This window comes from Photobacterium phosphoreum, from assembly GCF_002954725.1.
In the GTDB taxonomy this organism is placed as follows: Bacteria; Pseudomonadota; Gammaproteobacteria; order Enterobacterales; family Vibrionaceae; genus Photobacterium; species Photobacterium phosphoreum.
In genome coordinates this window covers 823,065-845,044 of sequence record NZ_MSCQ01000002.1, presented here as the reverse complement: position 1 = coordinate 845,044, position 21,980 = coordinate 823,065, and the positions used below count along the sequence as shown (strand labels likewise).

Below are 21,980 nucleotides of genomic sequence, written 5' to 3'. Positions count from 1 at the left end.
ATATTTTTCCTTGGCGTGATAAATGCATATATGTGGATATTAACGATAAATAGTCGCTATTAAATTGAGACTATTTATTAAATAAAGCCATGTAAGGTTGTTAATATTTATGCGTCTTTATCATAAAATCATTAAAGCATTCTCTATTATTTATGTCTCCTGTTTAAGTTTTTCTATAGCAGCAGAGCAGCCTTATGTTGTTAGCAATAGTGGCTTTTCTCAAGGCCAGTTTGAATCATGTGCAAGTAGTGGTCAGTATGCTTGTTTTCGTGTGTTTGCTGGGCGGCGAGGTGATAACTACATTGGTGGTACTTGCCATACAGCGAGTGCATCATCAACATATAATCTCGGTGATGTGCAAGTTAGCCACGCAATAGTCAGAGAAATGGCTGCCGATGATCGTGCAGATTTTTGGTTTAATGGCCGTCATTTTCAAGTAGAAGGGGGAACAGGTGGTCGTCCCTGTGAACTTGGACGAACTTCGTATAACCGTCCTAATGCCAATATCGGTTCATTACCACAGCAGTTTACGGTAAATGCGAATATTCTTGTGAGTGGAATGGGGGAAGCATGGGGCACTATGGATGTGTACTATATTCCTTATTTTCAAGACTATGGTGACGCGCCTGATGCATCAAATGGTACAGGACCTGGGAATTACCGTACTCGTCAAGCTGATAATGGCCCTTCCCATCGAGCATTAAGATCCACTTATGAGGTTTTTCTTGGTGCTACTTTACCTGATGATGATGGCTCTGGGTTGCAGAATGTTGACGCAACAGCCGATGATCTTAATGCTGGTAGTAGTTATTACGGTATTGCCGCTGATGACGAAAATGGGGTCACATTTCCAAATTTAAAATATACCGATGCAAATTATTCAATCACAGCGAACGTAACTAATTCTTCGGGTGCTGATGCGTATTTATATGCATGGATTGATTTTGACAATAGCGGTACGTTTGATGTCGATGAACTCTTTAGCAGTGGTACCGGAAGCGGTAATGAGTTTATCGTTGCGGATGGATCCATAGATACGCCTCAAACACTTACTTGGAATTCTCTCGCTGAACTTACAGCCAATGGCTACTATTATTCTCGCGTACGTATTAGCGAAACACAATTAACCACCACAGCGACAGGCAGTGCTGAAGATACACGTTCATTTGGCGCATCATCTGCTGCTGGGGAGGTTGAAGATTATAAGTTTTGTGTAGGCTGTGTTGATATCACGGGTTATATCTATGATGATGTAAATGGAGACAGTGATTTAGCGGATAAAGTAGGCGTGAGTGGTGTCAGTGTGTACTTATACACTGATGATGGCGATATGACCCCTAACGCTGCTGATGGCGGCCCAACCTTAACTACGACCACTGATGCCGATGGCTATTATGCCTTTGTTGAAATTCCAGGACTAACCTACTTTGTTTCTCCTAACCCTCCAACCTCTAGTTCCGCATTGGCAGAGCAAACCTATACCACATCTCAAACGGATAATACCAATGGTACTTTTGTCACTGGATATTGTGATGCTAACGCGGATGGCGTTGCGGATACGACACCGATTGCTGTAACTGGAGCGTGTTATGGTGGTTGGGATGGTGATCGTGCCAACACCAGTAGTAGTGCAGATCTATCTGCGCGCGAACATATTTCACGGGTTATATTTTCTGCTAATTCCAATTCAGTTAACCAGCTAGATTTCGGCTTTTCTTATAATGCTGTTACTAATACCGAAATAACAGGACAAGGCTCGCTAGAGCAATTTATTATTAATGCTAACGCGATTGCGGGGGCAAATAATATGCGATTTGTTCCTGCTGTTGCTGCAAATGATGCCGATGTTAGTGCCGACTGGTGGGTTATTTCTCCCACTTCTTCATTAACCACCATCACTGGTACCAATGGCGCAAACACCACCTTAGATGGTCAAGCTTACAGTCATACTGACGGAGTGACCTTACTTGATACCAATAGTGGTGATTATGCAGCTTCGCAAACTGTCGGTAGCAGTCATCTTTGTAGTGTCGAAAATATTGCGGCACTCGCTAAGCCTGAATTACAAATAGATCTGCCCACCAATGCTAGTGCATACAGCGCTGAAATTATTATTATTAATGCTGATAATACCACAGTAAGAAATTTGTCATTAACAGGTGGCTCACAAGGGATCAATGTTTATAGTGGTGGTATTACTGACACTGTTATTGAATATAACTTAATTGGTATCGATCCGGCAGGTAATGATGCGGTAATCGGTCAAGAAACTTGTGGTACATCATCGGGATGTGCTGGTATCGCAATTGCAAATTCGGGAAATAGTGCCCTGCATGGAAATAGCGGTATTATACGTAATAATGCTATTAAAACCGCGCATCATAATATAAGTTTAAATTCATTAAATAGCCAAACAGCGGTAATTAATTGGCAACTACAACATAATTTATTATTAGGAACAACATCGACAACAGCTACGCCTTATCATGCGATAAATATTCGCTATGGTGCGCCTGCTTATTTAGCGATTAACGGTAATCAAATAGAAAATGCGACGGGCGACGGTATATATCAAGCCAATACATCAATTGTAGATTTACTTCAAAACTTCACTAGCAATACGATTATTAATAATGCTGAAGATGGTATTGATATTCACAGCGGTAAACTATCAATTATTGAATGTAATATTTTAAATAATAATGGTGATTCAGGCATCGCTATTGATGGTAATACCAATGTCGAAGGATTTTTAATTACCAAGAATAGTTTTAATAATAATGTTGATAACAGTATTGATTTGCATAATTCAACCACTGGTAGTGGCGTCTCACTAAATAATGATATTTGTATTAATGATACTGGAACCGGTGCAAATAATAATCTTGCTCGGCCTGTGATCTATTATGCCTTTATTGATAATAATGATTTGCGTTTGATTGGTGATGTCTGTACGACCGGGGAGTACACGCTTGAAGTTTATAAAGCCAACGCAGGAAGTGGAGATGTTGGTAGTGACGGCTTATCTGCAGGTGAAGGTACAGTTTATTTAGGAAGCCTCACTGCGATGTCAGGCGCAGGGTTTGATAATACATTGACAGTAAACGGTGTTTCAGTTGGTGATCAAATCACGGTTATTGCTCAACGAACCTTATTAACCTCAGGCACTTACTTACAAGATACATCAGAATTTAGCGCCAATATGGTGGTAGATATTGATAATAAAGATTGGGGTGATGCACCAGACGCCACTTCACTGACGGCTAAAGGGGATTATACAACTCGCCGAACGGTAGGCGGTGCCAGTCATATAGTCACCACCAGTGGTAATGGTACACATGCGGATTTCTTCTTGGGTGACTTTGTTGATACTGATATTGACGGTCAACCGAATGTTGCTGCAGATGGTGATAATTTAGTCGATCTTGCAGATGAAGATGGTGTGACAGCGACTGGGTTTTATGTGTTAAATCGTGATCGCGATATCGTAGTGACGGTGGGTAAACATAGTAGTTATTCAGGAACAACATTTCATGTTTATGGCTGGATTGATTGGAACCAAGATGGGGATTGGTTAGACAGTAATGAACAAATCATCAGTGATACCAGTGCCACTGTTGGCAGTCAAACCTATACCGTCACTACGCCTGCTACTGCAATATTAGGTAAAACCTATGCCCGCTTTAGAATTTGTTCTACTGGTGATTGTAATGTGCCAACGGGGCCAAGTATTGATGGCGAAGTGGAAGATTACGGTGAAATTATTATCAGTGCTGATTTTGGTGATGCGCCGGATACTGGTGTAGGCATTGGCGCTGGTAATTATCGAACCACATTAGCTGACGATGGCCCACGACACTCTATAGATAGTGATTTATTTTTAGGAACAACAGCGTCTGATACTGAAATCGATGGCTTACAAAATATTACAGCGTCAGGTGATAATATTGATGTCAGTGATGATGAAGACAGTTTATTACTGTTGCCATTAACCAGTGGCGCAAGTGCTTATAATGCGCAAGCGGTTGTGACTAATAATACCGGAAGTACGGGCTATTTATATGCTTGGTTAGACACCAACCGAGATGGTGAATTTGATCGAGATGAGTTCATTTCAAATGGTAGTGGCCCAGGTGGTGCGTTGATTATTGCTGATGGCAGTACTGCAACAGCGACGGCATTAGTGTGGGCAACCATTAGTTCGCCAACTAACAACTCAACCGTATATTTACGAACTCGCCTAACATCAACCCTATTGACTGACAGTGTCAGTGGTGCGGTTGAGGATCCTCGCTCGTATGGTTACGCTAATGGCGGTGAAGTGGAAGATTATGCATTACAAGTGGCCGATCAAGATTTTGGTGATTTGGACGATACCTTTGCAACATTGGGCTTAAGCGGTGGTCCTTATCATGGCTTAAGTAATAAAACCAATATTTATATTGGTAGTGCCACCATTGATACTGAAGGCGACGGTCAACCAAGTACGGATGCTGATGCCGATGATCTTACTGGTAGCGCTGATGAAAATGCATTTAGTTCTCCAACCCCAATTTTACCACTCACGGCGTCAACCTATTCGGTCTATGTGCCAGTGCGAAATAATACCAGTACTGATGCTTATCTTTATGGTTGGTTAGATTGGAATCAAAATAATCAATTTGAAGCTGAAGAATATGCGGTTGTGACGGTGCCTCATGGTACGACAACGTCGTTACCGATAACGCTAACTTTTTCAAATATAAGCGGACAAACGGAAGGGCGTGCAGCACTGCGTTTACGTTATACCACTGCGGGTTTATCTAATATTGGTTGGGGAGGCGGTGCGCCAGATGGCGAGGTAGAAGATCATTATATTGTGGTTGGAAGTTATGATTTTGGTGATGCGCCAGATACTGTTAATGGTGTTGGAGCTAATAACCAGCGTACATTGTTGCGTGATGATGGTCCTCGCCATGGAATCGATAATCAGCTGTTCTTTGGTGCAGGTGTGGATGCAGAGCAAGATGCTAATAATCCAGCGAACCGTGCAGATGGCGATGATATTGATGCCAACGGAGATGATGAAGATGGCGCATTATTAATTCCGCTGCATAATAGCGCGACTAGCTATACTCTTCCCATTACAGTAACCAATACGACTAGTAGTGATGCTTATATTTATGCATGGATAGATTTTGATCGTACAACAGGTTTTGATCGTGATGAGTTTGCAGGTGGTACCACGGGGGTTCCGATTACTGTGGCCGCTGGAACAGTCAATGGTGCGGTGTCAATTAATTGGAATAGTTTACCTGGCATTGCGATTAATACTGATGTCTATATTCGGTTACGCTTAACAACCGATAATTTGCCAGATACTGCAACAGGTACACAGGAAGATCCGCGTTCATATGGTAATGCCACTGATGGTGAAGTTGAAGATTATTATTTACGGGTTGATACCTATGATGGTGGTGATGCTCCTAATATCTACCATACGCTATATACCAGTAATGGTCCTTCGCATTATCACACCAATACTAATCTTTATATTCGCAACGCGACTCATGATGATGTTCATGATCTAGATGGCCAACCTAATAATGCTGCTGATGGTGATGATATTGATGGCAGTGACGATGAGAACAGTGATGATTTAACTCGAATTCCATTATTAGGCCTCAGTGACACCACATATATATTAGGTGTTCCACTTTATAATGGCACGGGTGTGAATGCCAATTTGTACGGTTGGATTGATTTTAATAAAAATGGCCGTTTTGATGATGACGGCGAATTTGCTGCACTTGAAGCAATAACAAACAGTACTAATACCTCAAATCAAGCGACACCAACCACCACACTGACATGGAATAATATTTCAGGACAAGCGCAAGGTAGCACTTATGTTCGATTGCGTATTACCAATGATATTTTAACCAAAGATGATTGGGGCGGAATGGCGCTCAATGGTGAAGTAGAAGATCATCAAGTATTCATTGGTGACTTTGATTTTGGTGATGCGCCCGACACCGCTAATGGTGTTAGTGCCAATAATTATCGTACTCATTTTAATGATAACGGTGCTTACCATGGTTTTTCTAATCAGCTTTATCTCGGTCCAACTGCCCCCGATACTGAAAATGATGCCAACGCACCTGCAATTAAAGCATTAGGTGATGACAACGATGTTAACGGTGATGATGAAGATGGCGTTTATATTATGCCGTTGCATACGTCACTGACGAGCTACAGTATTCGTTCGACAGTTACCAATAATACCGGTAGTGACGCTTATTTATATGCATGGATCGATTTTGATCGTAATGGCCATTTTGATCGCGATGAGTTTGCTGGTGGTGCTGCTGGCGTACCGATTACAGTCAGTAGCGGTGTGACCAATTGGGTTGAAAATATCAATTGGACTCAATTTCCAGGGATGGCGACGAATACTGATGTTTATGTACGGGTACGTTTAACAACCGATCTATTAAGTGATGCTGTAACGGGAACGACTGAAGATCCTCGTTCTTATGGCGGCGTGAGTGATGGTGAAGTAGAAGACCATTACTTACGAGTAGATACTTATGATGGCGGTGATTTACCTGAAACATTCAACACCAGTTATAACAACGGTGGTCCGGCACACTACCATACCAATATTCAACTTTATATTCGTAGTGCAACTCATGATGATGTTCATGATCAAAATGGTCAGCCAACGCCAGCCGCTAATGGCGATGATAATGATGGTAGCGATGATGAAAATGGCGACGAATTAACACCGTTCCCGATCTTAACCTTAACGGATAATAGCTACACATTAGCGGTACCTTTATATAATGGTACTGGTGTCAATGCGCATCTTTATGGATGGTTAGATCTCAATCAAGATGGCAACTTTGATGAAACTAATGAGTTTGTCGCATTAGAAGATATCGTCAATGGTACCAATACATCAGGTCAAACTTCGCCAACGACAATCTTAACCTGGAATAATATTAGTGGTCAGAAAATAGGCAATATGGGGTTACGTTTACGTTTAACCTCAGAAAAACTGACAGCAGCTCAATGGGGTGGTTTTGCAGAAAATGGCGAAGTAGAAGATCACTTTATTTATGTGGGTGATCCCGACTTTGGTGATGCGCCAGATACGTCATCAGCAATGGCCGCAAATAACTACCAGACCCGTTATGAATTCTTTGGTCCTTATCATCTTACTATTGCTGGATTATATATTGGTAATACTGCCCCTGATACTGATGACGGCACTTTACAAAATGCAATAGCCACAGCAGATGACGATGATGCTATTGATGATGAAGGACCGATTATTCTGCCACCGTTATTTAATACAATGACGACCTACAAAGCCATTGTGCCAGTAACCAACACCACTGGCAGTGATGCAACATTGGCGGCATGGATTGACTTTAACCGTAACGGTAAATTTGAAGATAATGAAGGCCAGCTGGCAGTGGTATCAACAGGTGCAACTAATACGCCAGTTGAATTGGAATGGACGTCATTACCCTCAATTTCAAATAACACCACATCGTTTATTCGATTGCGATTAACCAACCGTCTTGTGACTCAAATTAGTGATATTTCATCATTAGGTGGCGAGGCGGGAGGAGAGATTGAAGATCATAGCATTTTCTTCGGCTTACAAGATCAAGGCGATGCACCTTCTACCTACCTTGTGGATCCTTTATTAGGTGGCCCACACCACATTATTACCAATGCCACCCACTTGCATTTAGGTAACTCCACCATTGATGGTGATAGCAGTATTTTTTCATCAAGTGATGCTTTAGGGGACGATAACGATGGCAGTAATGATGAAAATGCAACCACGCAGCCATTAACATCAATTCCAGTTAATGGCGCCAGTCACCAACTGGAATTAACCCTTAGAAACACAACCGGAAATGATGCCTATTTAGCCGGTTGGATAGACAGTAACCGTAATGGTGTATTTGATGAAATAGAAGGGCGAGTTGATGTTATTCCAACAGGGCAAAATGGGGCTTATACCTATTCATTTGATGCTAATCAGATGGAAAATTTATCCGTTGGTAACAGTTATATTCGCTTCCGTTTAACCACTGATCTACTCACCGAAACGGATGTAGGCGGTGGCGCTTCTGACGGCGAAGTTGAAGATTTTATGATACAAATTGGCGGACAAGATCTGGGTGATTTACCCGATACGTCAACGGGCACTGCAGCCAATAATTATCAAACCAACCTGACATATGGGGGGCCTTATCATAATGTCGCAGCGTTGAGTGAACTGTATCTTGGCGATGTTGCGCCAGATGTTGATGGGCCAACACCGCAAACGACACTGGCTGATGGTGACGATGCTGATTCAATTGATGATGAAAATGCATTAGCTGATATTCCATTGCCAGATCTTGATGCTGGCGATCAGTTTAATACGCTTATCTCAGTGACCAATAATACCAATCAAGTCGGTTATTTATATGCTTGGATAGATTGGGATCGTGATGGTAGTTTTGAGAAAGATGAAATAGCGCAAGCTGCTGTTAATAGTAGCGGTACGGTGCAAGCTATCACTAATGGCATGATTACCATTGCACCTAATTCAGGAAGAGAAACCTATAACGTTAGTTTTATCACCGATACAGCGTTAGTTGATGCGCGTACTTATGGCGTGCGTTTGCGCGTCACCTCGGAAGTGCTTATTGATGGTGATGCCTCGGCTTCCATTGATGAACGTTCATTAGGTGCCGCGAAAGATGGTGAAGTCGAAGATTTCTTTATTACTGCGGAAAATACTGACTTAGGTGATCTTCCTGACACGTATTTAACCTTACCGACCAGCGGTGGTCCGGCACATTATTATGTCAGTAGCCTTTATATGGGGGCTAATAATATTGATGATGATGACCAAGCTTACATTGATGCTGCAGCAATGGGAGATGACAATAGCGCTAATGATGATGAAAACGGTATAGAACAACCGCTAGCTACTGTGGCGACATCAATCACAGAATACAGTATTGATGTGGCTATCACTAATACCTCTGGGTCTATGGCGACATTAGTTGCATGGTTAGATCACAATCAAGATGGTTCTTTTACTGCTAATGAAGTTGTTGATGAATTGAATGTCGCTACGACTGGAATACCGTTTACTAATACCATATTCAATCAAGATAATTTTCCAACCGGAAATAATAATTTAACCAATAAAGTGACCCTTAAATGGAATAATATTAGTGGCTTACAGCAAGGCACTATGGGGCTTAGAATTCGTGTTGCTAATAGTTCGTTAACAGCAAATGATTGGGGTGGTATTGCGCAAGGTGGTGAGGTTGAAGACTATGTTGTGTATGTTGGTCAATTTGATTTTGGTGACGCAAAAGATACCGCTGTTGGCATTGCCGCCAACAATTATCGAACTACATTAAGTGATAATGGTGCTTACCATGGTGTAACCAATACTATTTTCCTTGGTGCAACGGTTGATGCAGAAGCAGATGCAAACGATCCAACAACAGCGTTTGCACTTGGTGACGATATAACAGGTGCTGATGAAGATGGCGTCTTTGTGCTGCCATTAAATAACACCAATACCGAGTATTCTTTACCTGTCACATTAACAAATAACAGTGGAAAAACGGCTTATCTTTACGCGTGGATAGACTTTGATCGTAATGGTCGTTTTGATCGCGATGAGTTTTATGGTGGCAATACGGGGTTATCGACAGATATTAATAGCGGTAGTACCAATATAGTGACCAATTTAAATTGGACCAGTTTTCCTGGCATTGCGACTAATACCGATGTTTATATTCGAGTGCGTTTTACAACGGATATATTAGCGGATACTCAAATCAATACTGTTAATGAAGATCCTCGATCTTTGGGTGGTGCTAGTGATGGTGAAGTCGAAGATTATTATGTACGTGTTGATACTTACGATGGCGGTGATGCCCCAAATATTTATCATACGTTATATAGCAGTGGTGGTCCTTATCATGTTCAAAACCACGCTTCCCTTTATATTCGTGATGCAACACATGATGATACTCATGATCAAGATGGCCAACCAACATCTGCTGCGTCGGGTGATGATAATGACGGCAAAGATGATGAAAATGCCGATGATCTCACACCGTTCCCAATTCTTTCTACAGCGAGTAGCAGTTATACATTAGGTGTGCCTATCAATAATGCTACCGGTCAAGAAGCCAATTTATATGGCTGGATAGATTTAAACCAAGATGGTCGCTTTGATGGTGCGAATGAATTTGCTGAATTAAGTGCGATTTCTTCAGGCACAAATACCAGTAGCCAAGCAACATCTACTACTGAATTAACATGGAGTGGCTTCTCTGGTTTAAATGCTGGCCGTACTTATATGCGATTGCGGTTAACTAATTCAGTACTTACCGCCAATGACTGGGGTGGCCCTGCTGAAAATGGTGAAGTAGAAGATCATGTTATCTATATTGGTGATCTCGATTTTGGTGATGCTGAAGACAGTGCGGCGAATACAACCACAGGAGCAGGAGACTACCGTTCTCGCCGCGAAGATCATGGCCCATACCATGTGATCAGCAACGATCTTTATATGGGGCAGGCTGTACCTGATAGTGAAACCAATGCTAATCCAAGTAGTGCCAATACCTATGCCGATGGTGATGATAACACTGCAAGTGATGACGAAGACGGAGTGACATTACGCGGACTTGATAATTCACCAGTGCCAACAAGTTACACCGCAACGGTTAAAGTAACCAATAATACCGGTAAAGACGCGTATCTGTATGGCTGGATCGATTGGGATCGTAATGGTCAATTTGAGTCTGATGAAGTAGCACAAGTGACCGTTGCTGATGGTACCAATGGCGATATGAATCTAGATTGGAGCAATTTCCCTGGTATCGTAGCAGGGTTTGCGGTGGCTCGATTCCGATTAACCACCGATAGCCTTGATAATCAAAATACCGCAGCCGCTGAAGATACACGTTCGTTGTTTGGTGCCAGTGATGGTGAGGTTGAAGATCATCGTATTTATATTGGTGATCAAGACTATGGTGATGCCCCTGATGATTATAAAACGACGTCTGCTAACAATGGTGCTCACCATGGTTTAGGCCATAAAAGTACGGTGTATTTAGGCACAGCAACCATTGATGCCGACAGTGATGGCATACCAAGTAGTGATGCATCAAGTGATGATTTAAATGGCAGCGATGATGAAAATGGTCTGCCACAGCCGTTAGCGAACATTGCCACATCAGCCTCAGATTACAGCGTGACAGTGAGCTTTAAAAACTCACGCTTAGCAGGGCAACCAGCCACGCTTGTTGCATGGTTAGACAGTGATCAAGATGGTGAGTTTAGTGCTGCTGAGGTTGTCTCAAGCATTGATTATGATGCCACTACCCCTGCCATTTTTAGTCCGAATAATATTCCTTATTTTAACGGTAATAAAACAGCGCAATTACGCTGGACAGGACTTAGTGGATTAACCAATGGTGCTATGGCACTGCGAATCAGATTCAGCAGCCAAACAGAATTAACTGCCGCTGATTGGGCAGGACAAGCACTGGATGGTGAAGTTGAAGACTACATGGTTTATATCGGTGAATTTGATTATGGCGATGCACCTGATGAAGCGATAAATGTTGGTGCGAATAATTATCGTACCACTCAATCAGACAGCGGTCCTTTCCATGGTATTGACAGTAATTTGTTCTTAGGCAGTTTACCTGATGCCGAGTCTGACGCGCTGGCAACCATTGCCTTGCAAGCAAGCGGTGATGATACCACGTTAAATGATGACGAAGATGGAATGGTATTACCGCCACTTACCACTCGCCAAGGACGTTATAGCGCTAATGTAATGGTGACCAATAATACTGGCAGTGATAGCTATATCTATGCTTGGATTGATTTTGATGGCAATGGCCGTTTTGATCGTGATGAGTTTATAGGTAACGGAACCGCAGTCGGAGATGCTGTGATCGTGCCAACAGGAACGGTCAATAAAGCTGTTGCCCTTAATTGGCTATCAACCCCAGGCTTAGCTGCTAATGTTGATCGTTATTTACGGGTGCGCATTAGTTCTGATTTATTAGCTGATACAGTAGTAAGCACTAATGAAGATCCGCGCTCTTATGGTGGTGTAACAAATGGTGAAGTAGAGGATCATTATTTATTAAGCGATAACGTTTATTATGATGGTGGTGATGCACCAACCAGTTACGGTGTTCGTTTTGCAGATGGCGGCCCGTTACATCCAACCAGTACCATTTTACGTATTGGTACCGCAGCGACGGATGGTGAAGATGCACAAGCCAGCGATAATGCGACTTTAGATGATACAACAGCAACCAATGATGAAAATGGTTTAACGCTTTCCGTATTAACAACAGCATCAACCTCTTATACCTTAGATGCCAATGTGCTTAACAATATTGGTGCTGATGCTGATTTAATCGTCTGGATTGATTGGGATCGTAGTGGCGAATTTGATAGTACAGAGGCGCAATCAGTTACTATTTCTCCAAGTAGTAGTTATCAAGTACAAACCCCAACATGGAATAGTATTTCGCCAACGGCAGGGTATTATTTTGGTCGAGCAAGGTTAATGCCAACCAATGATGGCTTTACCAATACCAGTGTTGGCGGAATGGCGTCTACAGGTGAAGTTGAAGACTTTAGAATAACGCTACTCAGTGGCCAAGACTGGGGTGATGCGCCGGATAGTTATCATACGCTTGCTGTAAATGATGGTGCGAATCATGTGCCGTCATCCACGTTGTATATTGGTAATCTCATGGCTGATGCCGATATCAATGGTCAACCAAGCACTGACGCGCTAAATGATGATAATAATGGGACGGCAGATGAAACATCGCCTAATTTCCCTGCGCTTTCACCATCAATGACAACATGGACATTTGATACACCCGTGACCAATACCACAGGTGCCGCAGCAACCCTACATGCGTGGGTTGATCATGATCGTGATGGCGAATTCCAGCTTGATGAATATACCAGTGTGGCTGTTGCGAATGGCGCCAGTAATCAGAATGTATCTTTAACATGGAATAATTTATCTGCCGGTAGTGGTGGTGATATTGGTGATACTTATATCAGATTACGTTTAACATCCGATACGCTTACAGATGATAGTGCGACTCTGATTGATGAGCGTTCATATGGCGCCGCAATAGATGGTGAAGTTGAAGATCATTTCCATAAAGTGACTTTCCATATGCTGATCCAGCAAGGCTCTGGAAGCATTCAATATACATTGCCAACGACGACGAATAATACCGTAGCCTTAATGGAGAATAATTATGGTGTCGGTTATGTCAGCTACGATATTTTAGTTCCAAACGATAATATTGTGACTGACTTTACTTTACCTGATTATCAATTTGTTCTTTATCAATCTGATCGTGCTGGTGGGATCAGTACCGATTCGATGGCAGAAATTGATGCCTTGTTAGCCTATCGTAATCAGGGCGGAGTATTACTCTCTATTGTTGAAGGTGATAGATTTGCTGATGCGACCTCGACAAAAATTAATACTTATATGGGGCAACAGGCTGGTTTCCCTGGCACCAGTGCAACTGCATTTGCAGGTTATGTTGGACCAACGCAATTACCACGTTTCCATTCTTCAGATGGCCCTGGAGGGTTATCTAATCAACTAACAGTACAAACCACCGGTTCATTATCAACCATTACAGGTATTGATCACCGTAGTGTTATTTATACGCTACCTGAGGTAACCGGTTCTTGTAATAATGTTGATGCAATGGCATGGCTGATTCCTTATGCACCAACATCAACTGGTGGGTATGTGTATCCGCGATCGCATGTTGGGCCTTGGATTGGTTCTGGTGAGCGTCAATTCTATTTTACCCCGAGTTATACCACTCATAATGTATCAGCCTACCAAGAGTTAATGGATTTTGTTCATGACTATTACGAGGATACAACAGCCTTTACGGCACGTAATAATTGGTTGGCAGATCCTGCCAATGTTAACGGTAGTTGTTCAAGCTTAGAACTTGATTTTGGTGATTTACCCGATACAGGTGTAGGTGTTGGAAACGCTGATTATATTACGGCTTATCAATTTGATGGTCCACGCCATGATATTAGTCAGCCTATTTATTTAGGTACGCCACCTGATGGTGAAACCGATGCTTACGCAACGATTGCAGCCAATGGTGACAGTGATGATGGTATTGAAATATTGCCATTATCAAGTACTGCGACTCAATATTCAGTGAGGGTTACTAGCACGAATACCACAGGCACTGACGGTACTGTTTATGGTTGGGCTGATTGGAATCTTAATGGCGATCTGGAAGCATCTGAATTACAAACTCTTGTTGTTGCTGATGGTGATATTAATGAAACCAATATATTGACATGGTCAGTGCCCGCTACATTAACGAATAGCGATACTATTTATATGCGCTTTAGAGTGTGTAATACAACCACGGATTGTAGCTCGCCAATAGGAGAAGCGAGCAATGGTGAAGTGGAAGATTATGCATTGATTGTTTCTGATAATGTCGATTATGGTGATGCGCCTGATATTTATGGCACTTTAGCTGGTAATGGTGGGCCATTCCACTTTGACGCTGGCGTGTTATTTGTTGGTGATCAAAGCAGTGATTTTGAATCTGATGGTATGCCATCTGTGCTTGCTAATGGCGATGATAATCAAGCATCACCAGATGATGAGGATGGTATCAATGTTATTTCACCAATCAATATTAATGCTAGCGACTACAGCTTAACAGTAGAAGCGACCAATAACTCTGGTGCCATGGCAAACTTAATTGTGTGGGTTGATTTTGATAAGAGCGGTAAGTTTGATCCCGATGAAGCTCAAGTGACCACTGTTGCTGATGGTGTTACCGAAGGACAATACAGCTTTAATTGGACCGGGTTAACGGGCTTAACTGCGGGTGTGACCTATGCGCGAGTTCGAATTACAACTGATGCTATATCTGCCACGTCAACAGGAGGAATTGCAAACGATGGTGAGGTTGAAGATCATTTAGTTGTAATGGGAACGTTTGATCTTGGTGATGCACCTGATACCTATGGCACCGATCGCTCTGACGCTGATGGCGAAGGTGTAGGGCCAATGCATATTCCAACAGCAACAATTTATCTTGGTACCAATGCCACAGACACTGAAGCCAATGGTTTTGTTGATGGGGTTGATGATAATGGCCTCGCCCAAGATGACGATGTCGCGGGTGTTGATGATGAAGATAGTATCGTTAGCGCTACTACTTTAATGGCAGTGCCAAGTAGTAATGAAACCCTGACTGTTCACGTTAATACCGATGTTGATGCCACCGTTTATGCTTGGCTTGATTTTGATCGTGATGGTCGGTTTGATTTAAGTACAGAGGCTGCAACCCCAGTAGTAATAACGGCTGCTGATGATAATACCGATATAATGCTGAATTTCACAACGCCAGCTGATGTGTTAGATGGCGGTAGTTATGTACGAATTCGTATGTGTTCAACCGCCACCCAATGTTCGACCCCACATGGCATGGCCAATGATGGTGAAGTTGAAGATCATCGTATTATGTTGGATGTTGGCTATGACTATGGTGACGCACCCCAAACTCTAGGTTATGACACTTTATTTACTGCTAATGGTGCGCGTCACCGAATAGGTAATACCACCTTGCGTTTAGGTGCGATGTTAGCAGACAGTGATGATGATGGTTTTGGTGATGGTATTGATGATAATTTTGATGCCACCGATGATGATGTTACCGATAATGCTGATGAGGATGCGATTGCCACTGTGGGCTTCTTATCCCAAGGCGCAACCTCATTTACTCAACTTGTCAGTTGTAATGATCACACTGGTAGCGTTGATATTGGGGCAAATGTATATGCATGGGGAGATTTCAATGCCGATGGTGATTTTGCTGATAGTGGTGAGTTTAGTCAAGCTCCTTGTGTGGATGCTGATGCAGTAACCGAGGGTAGTGCAACCTTAACCTTTACCGCGATTAATACCAGCACAACAGCAACTCAAACTTACCTTCGCTTACGAATTACGTCTGAAACTCTTACGATGGCAGATTATAACGGTACTGCTATCAATGGTGAGGTTGAAGATCATCAAATTCCAATTCTTAAAGGGCCTATTCAGCCAATTTCTCCTGCTGTTGTTGCTAGCCAATGTATTAATACCGCCAATATAGAAGGAGAAGTTGGCACACCTGTTGATATTACGGGCGTGGTGAATACCTATTATCCAGCAACGGCCTCTGCACTGACGGGAACAAACACCATTGAGTTAGGTGCTGCGACAGGAGATACCTCTAAGACGTTAAATCCAGGTGATCGTATTATGATCATCCAAATTCAAAATACGACCTTAGATACTTCAAATACAGACAGTTATGGTAGTGGTCAAGCTGGAGGGTATGGCAGTGGTTGGCTAAATTACGGTAATAGCGGTCAGTATGAATTAGCAACAGTGGTGAATTATAACGCGCCAACGTTAGTGATCAGTGAAAATCTTACTAATAACTTTGTTGTTAATAGTCAAAGTAGTTACCAAGTTGTACGGGTGCCAATGTATGAAGATGTACGTCTTACTGGCACCATTACCGCAGCAGATTGGAATGGTAGTAGTGGTGGTATTGTCGCACTGTTTGTGAATGGCAGTTTAGATCTCAACGGCAATACGATTGATGTTAATGGTAAAGGTTTTAGAGGCGGTAAATTAAACACCAGCAATGGTATTGCAACGGGCCTTAATTATGTGTTGTCGGCATCAAATATCGATGGCGGTAAAGGTGAAGGTATCGCCGGTACACCGATTGCACTTGGAGGTAATGGTTATACCAATGGTGATTATGGTGTTGGTGCTCCAGCCAATGCTGGTGGTGGCGGTAATTTCAACTCTGGTGGTGGTGGTGGCGCCAATGTCGGCCCTGGTGGCAGAGGCGGTAATTATGGAAACGCAGTAATTTATTACCCTGGAGAGCCAGGAACAGGCTTTGGTATTGTTGATGATACTCGATTACTGTTTGGTGGCGGTGGTGGTGCCGGACAGCAAAATAATTCAGCAGGTCGTGATGGTGCTGATGGTGGCGGTATTGTTTATATTAATGCCGCAACAATTACGGGTAGCGGGATGATTAATGCTAACGGTAATCAATCAGCGACTGCGGGGGGGGATTCTCCTGGTGGTGGCGGTGCTGGTGGTACAGTGACTATTTATAATCAAGATGGGGCAACATTAGCTGGACTGACTGTCAATGCCATCGGGGGGAACGGCGTAGGATCGTCTGGCGGTCATGGTCAATCAGCAGCGGGTGGTGGCGGCGGGGTTATCTTTAATAGCAGTGGTGCAACGGTTAATATCAGTGGCGGTAATGAAAGCTGTAGTGGTCAATTATTATGTGGTGATGAAGGTGGTAATGGTGGTGTTGTGACTGCCGCACCGTTACCAACAGCACCTGCTTTATGTAGCTTTAATTTATCGGGATTTGTTTTTGACGACAGCAGTACTGCACCGTCACTCAATGGAATTAAAGATCCTACAGAAGCTGGATTAGGAGTCGCTGTTCCTGTTATTGCACATAATTTAACGACTAACTTGTGTTATGTGGCGACAGCAGATGCAACCACCGGTGAATACAATATGGTAATACCGGGTGGTAATTATCATGTCTATGAAGCAGCACTTGAAATGGATCTCATTACGCCAACTTGTCCGCCAACCGCTGGTGTGTTGAATACCACTTTAGGTGAGTATATTGGTGCTACCATTGGTGATCCGGCTGATACGAATTCCAGTTCTTCAAATGTGCAAGCGATCACGATATTTGCTGATACGACAGATGTTAATTTTGCTGATTTTGCGATTACGGCTTATCCAACCTGTAGTAGCGATGGTTATTTATTACGTAATTCACCGACAGATATCACCAGTATTAATTTAGCGTTAGGGCAAGTTACACCCTTGTATGATGATGTACTACCAACGACAACCGGTGTATTTGGAGGAACAGGTTATAACGTTATTACCAATACACTTATTGGCGACAATATTAAGAATAAAGATACCATATTGATGGTTGATGGTAGTGGTACTGCTTTTGTACTGCCGATAACCAATAGCAGCATGGCATTAAATAATTATAACAGCGGTGATATTGACGATAATGGGGTGTTATTACTGATGAATAATAGTGGAACATCAATGTATCGTATTGATGTTAATCCAAATAGTGTTAATTACCTGCGCCAAATTGATGAGTTATCAGTCTCTGCACCAACGATGGCAGATATGTCAATTAATCCAATTGATAATATGCTCTATACGTTAACGCCGACGGGGAGTTTAGTGAAGTTTGATCCAATAACAGGGACTCGAACCAATCTTGGTAGTGTCGGTGGTGTTGGAACAACCTCTTCAGGGTGGGGAGCAATTTATTTTGATGATCAAGGCTTTATGTATGCAGCTCAAAATCCAAATCCTGGGCGCATTATTCGTATTGATCTTTCAGATCCGTCATTAACCGCGGGTAATTATACCGCAGTCGATTTTACTCAAATGAATACATCGACGGGCCAAAATGATGGAGCACGTTGTCGATTTGCGCCGATGCCATTAGATTTTGGTGATGCACCAGAAATAAAGGGCTATTCAACGACCTTAACGGATAATGGGCCACGTCATTTAACCGATACGGCAGGACTATATTTAGGCACAGTTGCACCTGATAATGAAAATGATGGTCAACCGAGTACTGATTTTGTTGGTGATGATGATAATGGCTTGGCAATGGATGATGAAGATGTACTTTCTAGTTTAGTGACGCTGGATGTATCCAATGCAACGGTTACTCAAGTTATCCCGATGACTAATACCACCGGAAATGATGCTTATGTTTCTGGTTGGGTAGATTTTGATAACAATGGCACCTTTGAAAATGATGAAAGTGCTTGGATAATAGCCCCGAGCGGTAGTTCAACCGTGACCTTAACCTGGAATAATGTTGGCACGACAGGCGCTAATATTAGTAATAGTGTGACAGGATATCGACTTCGTATCAGTTCTGACTTTAATTCAACAACCAATGTTGCTTTAGATACCAATAGTGATGGTTACCCTGATCCAACTGGGCCAGTTGCTGACGGTGAAGTTGAAGATCATCGTATTTTTGTTTCAAATTTAAATGGCGATACCAGTTGTAATATTATTATTGAGACCCATGAAAACACCAGTAATGGTATTGATTATACCCAGCTCGACCCATCAACGCGTCCGGCGCAATTAACCACTTTAGTCACCCCAATAGCCGTTGCTGGTTATCCTGATGCTGAAAACCTCAATGGTATTGGGTTTAATCGTCAAAATGGTTTGTTTTATGGTGTTTTCTACGACACATCAACCGCTGATGAGAATGTCATTTTATTTGTGACAGATCGTGATGGTACTGATTTTGTGCCGCTAGGAGCTGTGCGAGCCAGTAATTCGCAAACCGTGACGCATACCGCCAATGGTAGTGCGTCATTTAGCGACAACCAGCCACTATCACGTCTTGGTGGTGGTATCAATCTTGAGGCCATTACGTTAGGTGATGTTTCGATTGATGGTCAGTATTTATATGTGATGCAACCACAATGGAATGCATTGGTGCGTATTGAGCTCAGTACACAAACATTCACAACGATACCGCTGTCTGCCACCGTTGTGCTAGGGGATGACTTCTCATTTAGCGAACATGATAACTTTATTTATAGTATTGATTTCTCCAATGATAAATATATAAAAATCAATCCGTTAACAGGTAATGTGACCGAGAAGTCTTTACAATTTAATGGATTAATGCCAGTGGCTAATACGGGAGTTGCCGTCGCAGGGGGAACTGTAATGGATAATGGTATAATGCTGTATGCCTTTACTGATGGCGGCAATCATGACTCAACGGGTGATAATACTCATGATGTGATCAATAAAGCGGCGATATACCAACTCAATGTTATTACTGGCGATTTGTTGTATATCTCAGCCATGACCGTGACCAGTTTATCGGGTCAAGATACAGCGGGTTGTTATAGCAGCCGTGATTATGGTGATGCAGATGTCAGCTATGGTGCTGTTTACCATAATTATTCTGATATAGGTAATGATGGTGATGCTGCCTTTGATGGTGATCAAGACTTAACACTAGGTAATCAATGGGATAGTGAGCTTGTCAGTGTGTTCTCACTTGATGCCACTGGTGATAACTTACAGAGTTTGAATGATGAAGATGGTGTAACAATGCCAGCCAGTATCACGGTTGCAACGCTTACACCTGTTGCGATCTCAGTGCCACAAGCTAGTGGTTTCCTAAATATATTTATCGATTTAAATGGTAATGGTAACTTCAATGATCCTGGAGAACTTATTATTGAAGATCATGTTGTTAATACTGCTAGTTTTAATATCGATCTCAATCTTGATGCAGGATTAACGACTGGATATAACGGCGATACAGTCGCCCGTTTCCGATTATGTAGTACGGCCTCAAGTTGTAATACGGCTGTTGGTGAAGCACCAGATGGTGAAGTAGAAGATTATCAATTTGAACTCATCAATCAGATCATATTGGGTGGTTTTGTGTTTGAGGATAATGGCATTAATGCAGCAACGGCAGCAACGGCAGCAACGGCAGCACATGATGGTATTATGGATGGTCAAGAGCAAGGCATTGGTGATGTTACTGTTAATGTCATTTACAACGGTGCTGGCGCTCATGGTTATACTGTTGGAGATATTATTGCAACAACACAAACCTCTGGTGATGGATCTTATCTGGTTGTTATTCCTGTTTTATTAGCGAATGAAGCTTTGGTGCTTAATGTGGTTCAACAAGCGCGTTGGATTGATATTAGTGAGGCTGATGTTACTACGGTGTCACAAGTGACTAACAGCAGTGTTATTGATAGTCAGATGCTGATTAATGCCTCTGCGGGGGATTATATTATGGGGCTGAATTTCGGTAAAGTTCAAGAGCCACGTATGGAACCTGATAATTATACTGAGCTTGAACCGGGTAATGTTGCGCTGTTTAAACATAAATTTACTAGTGATACTGCTGGTGATGTGACATTAACGATTATGAATCCTATTGGATCCCCACCAAGTACTGCATGGGCGGCGGTGCTTTATCAAGATACGAATTGTAATGGAATTATTGATGGTAGCGATATGCAAATATCAGCATCAATATCTGTATCAGGCAATACAAATATTTGTTTGATAAGTAAAGTCTTTACACCTGTCGATGCACCGCTTAATGCAAGTTATGACTATGATATATATGCTGATATGGTGTTTGCTGACACAGCGAGTACCGGACATGGTATTACAAGACAAGTTATTGATAGTGATACAGTGCGAGTGAGCTTTAGTGGCGCAGGAGAACTCAAACTGAATAAAACGGTGGCAAATATCTCTCAAGCTACCACAGCTACGGTATCTAATCAGGGTAAACCTGGCGATATTCTTGAGTATACGATTGAATTTATTAATGTTGGCACCGGAGTGGTGACGGATATTAATATTTATGATACCACTGCAGCATATACACAATTAGCTGAAGCTGTTGATTGCACTAACGCAGTAATACCTGCTGGATTAATGTGTCAGCTCTTATTACCCGTCATAAATAATACGGGATATGTTGGTGATATTCAGTGGCAATTGACAGGGAGTTTACAGCCTAATCAAACCGGTGAAGTAAGTTACCGTGTTATTATTGAGTAGAATTCTCAAATATAATAAAGCCACTATTTAATTATTATAAATAAGATTAATTAAATGGTGGCTTATCTATTTAATATTTTGTAATTCGCTACATTCCAAATGTTATATTTGTTTTGCAATGCAATTTAATCACAATTTAATTGTGATTTTTTTATGTTGTTAAAATACTAAGTCAAAATTG

General features: G+C 42.2%; 1 protein-coding gene. It reads left to right on the top strand.

Annotated features, from left to right (window positions below):
- The first annotated feature begins 109 nt into the window (after positions 1-109).
- A complete protein-coding gene (locus BTO21_RS15710) occupies positions 110-21,799 on the top strand; it encodes a GEVED domain-containing protein (RefSeq protein WP_105026904.1) in 21,690 nt (7,229 codons plus the stop codon).
- The last annotated feature ends 181 nt before the right edge of the window (positions 21,800-21,980 follow it).